Genomic DNA, 12,617 nt, shown 5'->3' with positions numbered 1-12,617 from the left:
CTGGAAGGTTGTCAAATTTTAGACAAACTATACGAACTTTTCTTTTTGTCCCTCTATTTTTATTTGACAATTTCATAGAAATCATAATTCTGTGTCACTAATTTTTTAAATAATACATATGCCATAGAAAAATATCTTTTTTCTGTTAAATGAATGTTTTTACTATTTTGAATTAGCATTTAGTATGCTACAGTGAAGGAATAATCTAGAAATCAATGTTTTTATAAAGACTTGGAGGTATCTCATGAAAATGATTGAAGCTTTAGCTCTATCCGCGCACTATATCCATCTTGCATTAAAAGAGGAAGCGATTGTAGCTGTCATTGAGAAGGAAAGCGAAACAGTTGTAAAATATTTAGCAGGCAAACGTGTAGACACAGGTTATGTGGATGGACAAAAAGTAAATGCGAATGATCAAAATGTGTTTATCGCCTTTGCTGGAAAAAATGCAGATGTCATCATTCCCGAGGACGTATACGGCATTGCCATCAACGCTTTTGCATTTCCGATTCGAGAAAATGGTAAAGTTATTGGGGCACTAGCCTTTGGTTTACCAATTGATAATGAGCTCAAACTCGAACGTTATATGAATACAATGGATAATATCGTGAATAATCTTCAAGATAAAGTACATACTATCGCCTCCCATTCAGAAGAGTTAGCAGCAACGAGTGAGGAAATTAACAAACAGGCGCAACACGCGCTTGAGGATTCTGAAAAAACAAATGATGTTACAGATTTAATAAAAAGTATTTCTCGTCAAACAAATTTACTTGGCTTAAACGCATCGATTGAAGCGGCTCGCGCAGGTCAGCATGGAGCAGGTTTTAATATCGTAGCACAGGAAGTCAGAAAACTTTCATTTGAGACTTCTAGTGCAACGGAAAATATCGAAGCTTCACTTCGCAATATTAATAGAAATCTTGATAATCTAAAGCAAAATATGGGACAAATCAATGATGCAACAAATGAACAGGCCCAACTTGTACAAGATTTTAGTGAAATTATTGAAGAACTAACGACGCTAAGTCAAGAAATGAAGGGCTTTATGCATAATGCTTTGAAATAAAATATAGAATTGAGGCGGCAATAGTATGGAAATTATTATCAATCATGAATTATCGTTACGAACAGTCACTTTAGATGATGCAGAGGCTGTTTTCGCGCTAACAGATAATTCGAGAGAATATTTACGAGAATGGTTACCGTGGTTAGATTTCACAAAAGAGCTTTCGGATACAAAAAGCTATATAGAAGGCTGTATTGCGGGCTACGAAGCAAAAAGCAGCATGTCGCTAGCTATTATTTTCCGCGGTAAAATTGTAGGAATCGCGGGCTTTAATACTATTAATTATACTAATAAAATTGCAGCAATCGGCTATTGGCTAGGTAAAGACGCTCAAGGCCATGGCATAATGACCAAAACAGTACAAGCATTATTACAATATGCGTTTGACGAACTACAACTAAATAAGGTTGAAATCCGTGCTGCTGTGGGCAACTCAAAGAGCAGGGCTATCCCTGAACGACTTAATCTCACAACAGAAGGAACAATTCGTGCTGCAGAGTGGCTATACGACCACTACGTCGACCACGTCGTTTACGGCATGCTTGCGAGTGAGTGGAAATAAACGGCGATACCTACAATGTAATGAGATAGATTGCTGATAGAGTGTTGACAAGATGTTAGTAAATTTCCGTTATTCAAAAGCAATAAAATCTTAATTATTCCTTTTTTTGAAGTGAATTAAAAATTAGCAGAGAGCATTAGTTGATGGCAGCGGAAGCGTAGACTCCTATGGGAACGCACGCCACGTAACACACAATAAACCGCCGTAGCGAACATCAACGACAATACAAAAAAGTGTTAGATTGACGGCCGTCAATCTAACACTTTTTCTAATGGTTATTGTTCAACTGTTTCTTTTTGTTTTTCTGCAGTAGCAACAGGTTCTGGCTGTTTCACTAGCTCTGTCGCAATACGCTCTAGCTCTGGTCTCAATGTATGCTTACCAGCATAGCTTTCGATTAATTCCTTCACATCAATACCTGACGTTTCCTTTAATGTTTCCTGTAGTGTTGACATTAAGTTCGTGGCATAAGAAGTCACCTTATTGGCACCACTTCCGCCTTCTCCGCCACCAGTATCAACAACTGTAATTTTATCGATATTGCCTAGTGGACTTGCAAGTTCTTTCGCGTACTCTGGCATCATGCGAACAACCATATCAAGAACAGCTGCTTGACCGTAGTACTCGAAGGCTTCTGCAATTTTACGTTTCGCTTCAGCTTCTGCAAGACCTCGTAGGCGAATAATATCGGCTTCTGTTTCACCTTGCGCTCGCTCAGCATCCGCTTTCGCGATACCATCTAAACGAATCTTCTCCGCTTCTGCTTTTGCTAACGACTCAATACGATATTTCTCTGCATCTGCTTGTGCAAGCTCACGCATTTTTTCAGCTTCTGCATTTTGCTCTATAGCATAACGATCAGCGTCTGCCTTTTTCTTCACTTCTGAATCGTATTGCTTTTCACGACGTAAAATTTCTTTTTCTTCTAACTCAATTTGCTTTTGACGTTCGATAATGCGAATTTGCATTTCTTGTTCCGTTACTTCCTGTTTAGCACGTGCCGTTTCTAATTCATACGCTTGGTCGGCACGAGCTTTTGCAACATCTTGCTCACGACGGAATTCCGCCACCTTTAATTGATTTTCTTTTTCCGCTTCCGCAATTTCTGTTGCACGTTCAAGCTCAGCCTTTTGCGCTTCTTTCGATGCTTCTGCACGCTTAATACGCGTTTCTTTATCTGCTTCAGCAGTTGCAATATCTGCATCTCGTTTAACTTGTGCAATTCTTGGCTTACCAAGTGAATCAAGATAGCCATTTTTATCACGCACATCTTTTATTGTAAAGGAAACAATGACAAGACCCATCTTCGCTAAATCTTGAGAAGCTACACGTTGTACTTCCTGCGAGAATTTATCACGGTTTTTATAAATTTCCTCAACCGTCATGGAGCCTAAAATAGAACGTAAATGCCCTTCCAATACTTCACGTGCTTCCCCTTCACGTTCTGACTTTTGCTTGCCTAAAAACTGCTCAGCTGCAGTAGCGATTTCTGAAATCGAACCACCAATTTTAATAATTGCTGTACCGTCTGCCATTACTGGAACACCCTGTTCCGTATAAACTTCAGGTGTTGTAACTTCTAATTTACTTGATAGTAAGCTTAATGGTTGAGCTTGTTGGAAAATCGGGAAGACAAATGTACCGCCCCCACGAATAATTTTAATTCGATTTCCTGACTCATCTTTATGTACATTTTTTGAGCCAAGATAGCTACCCGTTACAATCAGTGCTTCATCAGGACCCGCTGTACGATACTTTGTTACATATAGTGCCACAAGAGCGATTAAAATAAATGCTACAATTCCTAGAACAATCAAAATCTCCATCGACATAATAGTATCTCTCCTTTAAATAAATTTTTTTTCATAGGCTCTCACAAAAAGAGTGCCTGCCCTCACTTCAACAACAAGGACTGTCGTATCATAATCAATTACCTCATTGTCAAAGCCTGTTGCACGCTTTGCAATCATACCGCTCGTAGTCTCAATGACAACTTCACCAAAGCCATCAGACGGTATCGGTACTATAACCTTACCTAACTGACCTTCAAGTGATTCTTCTGTATAGGCTAATGAGACATCAGCGGATTTTAGTGGAACGAGAATAAATAAATAAAATAGGGCACTTAAAATAACTCCAATTACAGCAGCTACACCTATATTCCAAACGCTAGGGAAAAAGGCTAACTTTTCTAAAATAAATCCAGCTGCTGACATTAACGTAATGAAAGAAAGAATGACACTTGGATTAAAAATCGGTAGACCCTCTCCTATGCCCTCGACAGCATCACCGAAAAACATAAACAAAACCGTTGCCAGTCCCGCGAAAATTAATACCACTAAATAAATTTGCTCCAATGTATAGCCAAATAGCGTCAAATAGATCACCCCTTTTCAACGTATTACCTACTATACGGATGCACTCAGAAAAAAGTTTCAAAATTTTTAAGATTATATTAATTTTTAAATTATGCAATTAGTTGTACAAAAATTGGTCATTCATTTGCGTCTATTTATTGTTCACTTCAAACCATGTTACAATAGAAAAGAATAAAGGCATCGAAGGAGATATTGCATGAAGCTATCCACCGTTTTAAATGTTTGTATTTTCATATTTTTCACCTTACTATTTGTCAATGATTTTTTCCCTGCCACGACGCTAGCAGAGCTATTGTCGAAGAAAATTATCCTTGTCATATTAATCGTTCTTGTATGTATACAAATGATGACTTCAAAAGGTACATATAAAAAGTTATCCAAAAAGGCGTATGCTGGATTAACGCTCTATACAATTGGCCTTTGGATTGTGCTCACATTATTAGGCGGTGAATCAGAAATTGGTTTATCTTATAATAGCCCTATCTTCTATCTTATTGTGATAGTACTTGGCTTTGATTTACTACGAGTTTATCGTCAATGGAAACGTGAAGAAGCAGAAAAAAATAACGTAAAATAAAAGCATGTCAGCCGATTAGGTTTAAACCAATTGGCGACATGCTTTTATCTTTCAATTAGGATTCTAATACATTTAATATTGTATCTAGTTCCTGTACAGCGTGATCTAAGCGTTCCTTCGCCTCGATATTTTGTTGCTTCAATTGATTATACTCTAATAAATTTTTTTCATGCTTTAATTTAATAGAAGATAAGCGTTCAATACGTGCCTCGACCTTGTCAATCGCTTGCTCACAAACAGCAGTCCATAATTTTTCCGATTGTTGCATTTCTGTCGTGGACGGATTATGTTGGCGCAAAATGCGTGCGTATACCATTTCGATTTGTTCAATTATCTCTGAGTAAAAATGACGCTCTACACGCGTAGTTTGGAACGTTGCATTCTCTACATCTTTAGCATATGGCGTAATTTGACGTAGTATCTTCCCAGCATTTTCTCCAAAACTATGCGATAAATTCAATACATTCATTAATTGCAATAGTAAGCGAATTTCTTCAAGATTAATAAGCTGTGAATCGATATTTTCTTTTACCTTTAATGATTCCATATATCGTCGACCGAAATGCTCAATTTCACCATTATGTTGTTCCACTAAATGTAAACTCGCATTTTCTTTTAAACTTTTAATATAACGAATCGCATGACTTCGTAGCTCCTCCATCGAAAGCATGTTGTCATTCCCTTGTTGTGGCTTACCTCGTTGAACATATGCAAATGCATCCACTTTGCGTGGCCATGTTGCTTCTTGGTTTTTTTCTGAGACATTGTAGCGTATATAAATTCCGTGCATTTCATATCCTCCAAGTCCATTAAACAAGTATCTCTAAAGACAATAAATCGAATACCACTTTTTTTCAAGTAATATACTTTTAAGATTCAAAAGTTTTTTGAACAAATGTTTATTTTGCTGACCTTATTTCTTGAATACTTTTTCCTTCAGTAAATGCATGGATAGATGTTATTTTACCTAATGACTGGAAATTCGCTTTTGTATAGACATTAGCGACTTGCTCACTAATAGGCAAAATCCACAAATAATTTAACCTGTTTATAACCGATTCTTTTTGAATATGTTGTAACAAATAACCGATCAAACCTTTTCCACGATAGTTTTCTAAAGTTGCTACACTTTCTATTCTTCCTTGTTTACCAGAAACAAATATATTTGCCGTGCAGCAAGCTACCCCGTCCATCCTTAATAAATAATACGTAAAATGCTGTGAACGATAAGTTTTATCGAACGCCTCTTTTATTATAGCAGGTTCACCAAATGTGGAAATGCTCATTTCAACTGCCAGTGCTTCCTGTACATTAGCATTTGTTACACGTTCAATTTGAATTGCTGGATTAACCGGTAATTGAACAGTTACTCCATTCCAGCATTGTACCTCATCTGTAAAAGATTCATATTGAAAGCCATGTGCCTCTAATGCCTCGATACAATGATGATTTTCCTCTAAATTGTATAAATACATTCTTGGTATAAGTCCTTTTGACGTATAAAAATGTTTTAAGTCTGTTAAAAACTTCTCCTCTTGCTCAATCTTTTTCCAAATATGCGCATGATTAGCGTCAAAGTATGTTGGCATTTCCTTATTGTAAAAGAATACACCTTGTGCACAACGTTCCATCTCACTAAAACTATTGATATAGTCAATGTCTAGTTGCATGATGTGCTCTAGCTTATGCATAGTCCGAACCCCCTTCTAGCCATTTTTCATATAGTGCTTCTAGTTGTTGCTCTAGTTTTTGACGTTGTTCCTTAACAAGTGTTGGTTCAGATAATTTAAACTCTAGCTTTTCAATTTGTTCATCAATTGGTAGCTCTTTATTACTTTGGACAATTGTCTTTGTGATTTTTTCTACTGCCAGTACTTGTTCCATCGGTAAATGCTTCTTCCTCGCCCATTCATAATCACCTTCATACACATGTATTGTTTGATGGTCAATCCATGCAATTTTTGTAAAGATCTTTTGTAAGAAGTAACGGTCATGCGATACACCGATGATTGTACCTTCAAACGATTCAAGCGTATCTTCTAATACTTCTCTTGCCTCAATATCTAAATGATTAGTCGGCTCATCTAAAATGAGTAAATTAATCTCTTCATGCATCAACTGTGCTAGACGCAGACGCATCTTTTCACCACCACTTAAGTCCTTCACTTTCTTGAATACGTCATACCCATAAAATAAAAACTGTGCAAGCATATGACGCCCCTCTGCCTCTGATACGGATACACACTCTCGAAAGGCATCAATTAAACGAATGGTCGGATTTTCATGTTCAAATTGTTGAGACAAATAGCCAATCGTTACACTATTACCTACTTTACACGTCCCTTGATTCGGTACAATTTCTCCTAACATCATTTTTAATAACGTAGATTTCCCACTACCGTTATTGCCCACAATCGCCAACCGTTCTCCGAAATAGATCGATAAATGACTATCCTGCAATAATGGCTTATCAAAAGCATGACTTACCGCTTTCATTTGTACAACTTCCTTGCCACTTCGTTCCGCCATCGTTAAAGCTAAATTCATTTTCTTTTTCGTGATTGGCTTTTTGACACGCGCTATCCGGTTTAATGCCTTTTCCATACTTTTAGCACGGCGATACAATGCAGCATTCGGTGGATTCGCTTCATTTGCCCACTGTCTTAAGCGCTTAATTGCTTCTTGCATTTTTTTTATTTTCTTTTGTTGTTCTTCATATTCAGCAAACTGCTGTTCAACTTTCGCTTCTTTTTGCGCAATAAAATCGTCATAATTCCCCTTATACGTAAACGCCTCTCCATCCTCAATTTCGATGATTTTTTGTGCCATTTGGTTCATAAATTGACGATCGTGCGATACGGCAATGACAATGCCAGAAAAATTACGAGTATAGTTTTCGAGCCATTCGATTGCTTGCATATCTAAATGATTTGTTGGTTCATCTAATAGTAAAATAGACGGGTTACTTAGCAGAATTTGACCAAGCATGACCTTTGTTTTTTCACCGCCACTTATACTTGCAAATGGCAATGGGAGTAATGGCGTAATACCAAGTCCATTTGCAATGGTCGCTAGTTGAGCATCAATTTCATAGCCCCCTTGCAACATAAATTGTTCTTGTGCATGACCATATTGTTGTAATACTTTGTCTGAAACGTTCACTTGCATTTCCTGTTCCATCGTAGTCATTTTTGCTTTTAGCGCATAGATGTCAGCAAATGCTTGCTCCAGCACTTCCTTTACTGTAAGCAAAGGGTAGCTAGGAATTTGATGTAGATAGCCAATTGTTGTTCCTTTACTTTTGATAATACGACCACTATCAGGTACATCTATACCTGCTAGTAATTGTAATAAAGTCGTTTTACCACTGCCATTTACGCCTACAATAGCTACATGTTCCCCTTTATTGACTTCCAGTTGAAGCCCTTCAAATAATATATTGCCACCTATTACCTTTTGAATTTGTTCAGCCTTCATTTGCATTGTTTTTCCTCCATAAAACGTGCGAAAAAACTTCTTTAGACAACAAAAAAGACCGCTCGATTAACAAGCAGTCTTTTCCTTTTTTATTTGTGAAAAAGAATGGCTAATCCGCTACGTGTAGTATTTGATTTTGCTTAAAAATAGACAGACCTATCCCGTTGTTAGCAAAATCGAAAGTTAGAACACGTGCAAAATACATAGCGGTATCCACTTTTACACTTGTTCTCGTAGCGTTTTGATTCATTCCTTTTCACCTCCGTTCTTATAATTAGTGCTATCATACCATATTACATAGAAATTGGGAATGTATATTTTATTTGTAGTAATCGAGTAGTAAGACGACACTTCGAAAGGATTTCTTGCGGTTCATTCAAATAGGAAATATGAATGCAAAAAATGTCTTTAACATCAACCCTTTTAGTACAATATTCTCAAAAAACGCAGCCTAAAATTCACTAATTATATTTAATTTAGAAATATACAAAAAGCTTAAGTAATTATATACTAATAGAAATGTTTTCCTTAAATGCATTTAAAACAGCAAGTATTTTTGTAATAACTTGCTGTCTATTTATGTGGATTAAAATGTGGAGGGATCTATGAAAAACTTACGTATGCAAACGAAAATGAGCTTGCTAATTGTGACGATTATTTTATTTGTTTTAATTGCTGTTGGACTTGTAAATATTAGTGAAATGAAAACGACCCTTGAATCAGAAAATAATACACGCCTTAGCCAAATCTATGATCTAAGTGTCTATAATTTGGAGCAAACATTGCCAGGTGAATGGCATTTGGAAAATGGTGAACTTTACAAAGGAGACGCAAAAATAGCGAACGAAACTGCATTAATCGATAAATTAGGAGAGTTATCTGAAGCAGCTATTACAATTTTTGCTAATGATACACGCGTTAATACAAATGTTATGGTAGATGGACAGCGTGCAATTGGCACAACTGCCGATCCGAAAGTAACAGAAGTCGTTATTACTCAAGGAAACATATATAGTGGAACAGCTGATGTAGTTGGTAAACCATACTTTACTCAATATGGACCGATAAAAAATGCTAATGGAGAAACAATTGGTATGATTTTTGCTGGTGTTCCCTCCTCTGAAATTAGTGCGGTAGCACAAAAAATGATGCTCAAAATGGGGGTAGTAGCCTTCATAGCTGCAATTATTGCTGTAATCGCAGGTACGTTACTTGTGCGTAATATTGTAAAACCTTTAAAACGTTTAAATACCCAACTCGAAACAATTTCTGCTGGAGAAGGCGATTTAACACAACAACTCGTTGTCAACACAAAAGATGAAATTGGAGATCTTGCAAAATCGTTCAATGCCATGCTCGAAACACTTCGTAAAATGATGCATCAAGTAGATGAAACAGCCAATCAAGTATCTGCTTCATCCGCTGAGCTATCTGCAACAGCAGGCTCCACAACAAGAACAACTGAACAATTAACAGCTAATATGCAAGAATTAGCAAGTGGCGCAAGTACGCAAAAACAAAGTGCCAATGAGAACGCCGAAGCCATGTATGATATTGCTGGCGGTATTCAACATGTAACGGAAACAAATATGGAAGTATCATCACATGCTACAGAAGCTTTTGATACGGCAAAACATGGTGAGAAAACAGCACAGGCCATGCAAGCGCAGATGCAGGCTATGACAGAGGCAGTTTTAGAAAGTGCCAAGTCAATCGTTGCACTTGATGCCCATGCTAATACAATCGGAAATATTGTCGAGGTCATTCATGCAATAGCTGACCAAACAAACTTACTTGCTTTAAATGCATCCATTGAAGCAGCACGTGCAGGAGAACATGGTAAGGGCTTTGCAGTCGTTGCAGAGGAAGTTCGTAAATTAGCTGAACAATCTAAAACATCTGCTGCTCAAATTACCGAGACCATTCATACAATGCAGCAGCTAGCACAAGAAGCGAGTGCGCATATGGAACAAAGTGAAAAAGAAGCCGCTTCAAGTGTAGACATTGTTCGTACAACAAATCTTGCATTTGAAAACATTACAACAAAAGTGGCTGTTGTCACAAATAAAATTCAAGAAGTTTCAGGGATTGCTGAAGAGTTATATGCTCGTATTGAACAGGCCAATGCATCTACTCAAATTATGGCTGAAATAGCCGTCGATGCACGAGAACAGTCAAAAGTCGTTTCACAGATTGCTGAGACGAACCTCTACTCGATGGAGGATATTAACAATGCGGCAACTACCCTTACAAAAAACGCAGAAACGCTGCAAAATTTAATTCATCAGTTTAAATATTAATAACTAAAGATTGTTCATCGATAAACCCGATGAGCAATCTTTTCACGTTTTCGCTTTTTTCACAAATAGTTTCACTAACGGTACAAGGAATATGGACACAATCAAAACACGGAATAGCTGAAATGCAGTCACAATGGTCACATTTGCATGAACAGATGCAGCGATAATCCCCATTTGGTCTAGCCCACCTGGTACGATACTCAAAAAACCTGTGCGAAAATCAAGCCCGTACAAGGTTTTCATAACAAATGATAAAGCATATGCAGAGCCTATAAAAAGACCCGCTGAAATAAATGCGTAAAAAATATGCTTCTTTGATAAATGTAAATCCTCTTTTTTCAGGAGCATGCCGATATAAATGCCAATAACGAGCTGTGCAATATGAAGAAATGATAATGGCATTTTGGGCACTTCAAGCCCAGCTATATTCAAGCCCATTAATAAAAATACTGGACCTAACATATAGCCTGTTGGAATTCTCACCTTTTGGGCTAGCCACCCTGCCATTCCACAAATAAGTAGTAAAATGAATAATCGCAATGAAAGACTTCCATCAACTGTGACGATATTTTCGCCTATGCCTGTCACCATTAATGGTACAAAGCCAACAATTAGCAGTACTCGCAACACCTGATAAAACGTAATCACAGCCATATTCATATTCCCTTGCTCCTCGGCAAAGGCAACAATTTGTGTCATTCCTCCTGGGACGCAACATGTTAGTGCAGTCGGAAAATCTAATTTAGTACGTTTTGCTACTATAAAACTAATAGCAAAAAATAACAGGATAAAAATCAAGTTAAGTACAATGATACTGCCTAAAAACTGTTGAATATCTTGTATCGCTTCTTTAGTAAAGGCAAAGCCAATGGAATATCCCGCTACGACTAAACCAATATTTCGAAAATATTTATGCCATTGCAATTGTACTTTTGTAAATAACTGTACACAAAGTACAGCGGCTATTGCCCCAAGCAACCATGGCATCGGAATATGTAAAAATTGAAATAACAGCGCTCCTAACAACCCAATACATAGTGTTAAGAACATCTGCTTATAAAATGTATACATTGCTCGCAACCCCTCAAGAATAATAGTTCTATTATGACCGCAACCTAGCCAATTTGCTACTCCTCCACACTTCTTAGAGAAAGCGCCTGCCACTAAAACAATTATGAATTTTCCGATATTTACAATCCTACGACTACACGCAATGGAAGTTAACAGCAGTTATTGAATAAAACCTACCTGTTAATCATTAATTTTTACCACTTATTAAACAATTTATCTTATCTAAAAATTTCTATGCTACATTAATATTAACCTGATTCAGTAAATAAATGCCTTTCCTTTTATAGGAGGTGAGGTACTACGTATTACCAAAGGAGGCCTCCAATGAAAATTCATTTAATGATTAATAGCGCGCTAGAAGAAACTGAGATCCACATACATGCAAAGGAGTATAACGAGCACATCGAAAAATTGATGAAGCAGTTGCAAGCAGCCCAAACGACCATGCTCGATGGTTATTTGCAGCAAGAAATTCATTTAATAAAAATTACAGATATTTATTCAATTTATGCTGAAGGCGCTAAAGTCTTTTTACAGACAGAGGAGCAAGAATTTGAATCAAAACGCAAATTATATGAGCTCGAAGCGCAATTAGGAAAAGATTTTGCACGAGTTAGTAAGTCCACCCTCGTCAACATTAATAAAATTGCTTCTATTCAGATGGGCAAAATTGGCGCAACAGAATTATTGCTAGATAATGATGTGTCCATTCATGTCAGCCGGAAGTATTTAAAAGAATTAAAACGCCAATTAGGTATTGGGAGGGATTCATAATATGAGAGTATTACGCATGATGATTATTGGTATACTCATCTCACTTAGCTCATCCTACACTTTAGTGACCTTAAGTCTCATTTCTAATCATGGAATGGCATCAGGACCGGAATTACTTGAGCAAATAATCATTGCAGCCATACTGGGGACTGTAATAGGTATACTATCTCTCATCTTTGAAATAGAGCGTTTACTTTTTTCTATTCAGCTCATTTTGCATTTTATTGCAGTTACGTTGTGCGTGATGATAGCAGGCTATTTTGGTCGTTGGTTCGAACATGGAGGCATTATGTATGTGCTCGTTTCAGAGATTATTATTTACTTCATTGTCTGGTGCGTTTTATATGTACTGCAAAAGAGCGATATTGAGAAAATCAATCATGTAATCCAAAAAAGAAAGGAATAGACA

General features: G+C 37.1%; 13 protein-coding genes. 6 read left to right on the top strand and 7 right to left on the bottom strand.

Annotated features, from left to right (window positions below):
* Nucleotides 1–244: 244 nt before the first annotated feature.
* Both ACQKNX_RS01350 and ACQKNX_RS01345 read left to right on the top strand, forming a co-directional pair.
* The gene (locus ACQKNX_RS01350; RefSeq protein ID WP_427427228.1) at nt 245–1,069 is read left to right on the top strand and encodes a methyl-accepting chemotaxis protein; all 825 of its coding nucleotides are present in this window, start codon (nt 245–247) and stop codon (nt 1,067–1,069) included.
* A gap of 25 nt (nt 1,070–1,094) precedes the next feature.
* Nucleotides 1,095–1,631, top strand: coding sequence for a GNAT family N-acetyltransferase (locus ACQKNX_RS01345; protein ID WP_427427227.1), 537 nt, complete (start codon nt 1,095–1,097; stop codon nt 1,629–1,631).
* A 275-nt stretch (nt 1,632–1,906) separates the two neighbouring features.
* Here ACQKNX_RS01345 and ACQKNX_RS01340 read toward each other — a convergent pair whose 3' ends face one another.
* Both ACQKNX_RS01340 and ACQKNX_RS01335 read right to left on the bottom strand, forming a co-directional pair.
* Nucleotides 1,907–3,463, bottom strand: coding sequence for an SPFH domain-containing protein (locus tag ACQKNX_RS01340; RefSeq protein ID WP_427427226.1), 1,557 nt, complete (start codon nt 3,461–3,463; stop codon nt 1,907–1,909).
* Between the two features lie 15 nt (nt 3,464–3,478).
* Entirely contained in the window at nt 3,479–4,009 is a 531-nt protein-coding gene (locus ACQKNX_RS01335) for an NfeD family protein (RefSeq protein WP_340825251.1), read from the bottom strand.
* 196 nt (nt 4,010–4,205) lie between these two features.
* Between ACQKNX_RS01335 and ACQKNX_RS01330 the strand changes: the two genes are divergently transcribed.
* Nucleotides 4,206–4,586 (top strand): hypothetical protein, encoded by a 381-nt coding sequence (locus tag ACQKNX_RS01330; protein WP_427427225.1) that lies wholly within the window; start codon nt 4,206–4,208, stop codon nt 4,584–4,586.
* A 55-nt stretch (nt 4,587–4,641) separates the two neighbouring features.
* Here ACQKNX_RS01330 and ACQKNX_RS01325 read toward each other — a convergent pair whose 3' ends face one another.
* The 4 genes from ACQKNX_RS01325 to ACQKNX_RS01310 form a co-directional block, all read right to left on the bottom strand.
* Nucleotides 4,642–5,376 carry a hypothetical protein gene (locus tag ACQKNX_RS01325; RefSeq protein WP_427427224.1) on the bottom strand — a complete coding sequence of 245 codons (735 nt, stop codon included), beginning with the start codon at nt 5,374–5,376 and terminating at the stop codon, nt 4,642–4,644.
* Between the two features lie 109 nt (nt 5,377–5,485).
* Nucleotides 5,486–6,277 carry a GNAT family N-acetyltransferase gene (locus ACQKNX_RS01320; RefSeq protein ID WP_427427223.1) on the bottom strand — a complete coding sequence of 264 codons (792 nt, stop codon included), beginning with the start codon at nt 6,275–6,277 and terminating at the stop codon, nt 5,486–5,488.
* Nucleotides 6,270–8,069: a ribosomal protection-like ABC-F family protein gene (abc-f, locus tag ACQKNX_RS01315; RefSeq protein ID WP_427427222.1), complete on the bottom strand. Its 1,800-nt coding sequence runs from the start codon at nt 8,067–8,069 to the stop codon at nt 6,270–6,272. Before abc-f ends, ACQKNX_RS01320 begins: the two co-directional genes overlap by 8 nt.
* A 103-nt stretch (nt 8,070–8,172) precedes the next feature.
* A complete protein-coding gene (locus ACQKNX_RS01310; RefSeq protein ID WP_340825298.1) occupies nt 8,173–8,313 on the bottom strand; it encodes an RAxF-45 family protein in 141 nt (46 codons plus the stop codon).
* Between the two features lie 355 nt (nt 8,314–8,668).
* Here ACQKNX_RS01310 and ACQKNX_RS01305 point away from each other — a divergent pair, with 355 nt between their 5' ends.
* Nucleotides 8,669–10,363 carry a methyl-accepting chemotaxis protein gene (locus ACQKNX_RS01305; protein ID WP_427427221.1) on the top strand — a complete coding sequence of 565 codons (1,695 nt, stop codon included), beginning with the start codon at nt 8,669–8,671 and terminating at the stop codon, nt 10,361–10,363.
* A gap of 42 nt (nt 10,364–10,405) precedes the next feature.
* On the opposite strand, the gene ACQKNX_RS01300 is transcribed toward ACQKNX_RS01305, so the two are convergent.
* The gene (locus ACQKNX_RS01300; protein WP_427427220.1) at nt 10,406–11,434 is read right to left on the bottom strand and encodes an AbrB family transcriptional regulator; all 1,029 of its coding nucleotides are present in this window, start codon (nt 11,432–11,434) and stop codon (nt 10,406–10,408) included.
* A gap of 324 nt (nt 11,435–11,758) precedes the next feature.
* Here ACQKNX_RS01300 and ACQKNX_RS01295 point away from each other — a divergent pair, with 324 nt between their 5' ends.
* Together ACQKNX_RS01295 and ACQKNX_RS01290 are read left to right on the top strand one after the other, a co-directional pair.
* Nucleotides 11,759–12,208 carry a LytTR family DNA-binding domain-containing protein gene (locus ACQKNX_RS01295; protein WP_427427219.1) on the top strand — a complete coding sequence of 150 codons (450 nt, stop codon included), beginning with the start codon at nt 11,759–11,761 and terminating at the stop codon, nt 12,206–12,208.
* 1 nt (nt 12,209) lies between these two features.
* The gene (locus tag ACQKNX_RS01290; protein WP_427427218.1) at nt 12,210–12,614 is read left to right on the top strand and encodes a DUF3021 domain-containing protein; all 405 of its coding nucleotides are present in this window, start codon (nt 12,210–12,212) and stop codon (nt 12,612–12,614) included.
* Nucleotides 12,615–12,617 lie beyond the last annotated feature (3 nt).

This window comes from Lysinibacillus sp. NPDC093712 (assembly GCF_050280025.1).
Taxonomy (GTDB): Bacteria; Bacillota; Bacilli; order Bacillales_A; family Planococcaceae; genus Lysinibacillus.
The sequence above is the reverse complement of the archived record's forward strand: the minus strand, read 5'-3'. Positions and strand labels throughout refer to the sequence as shown.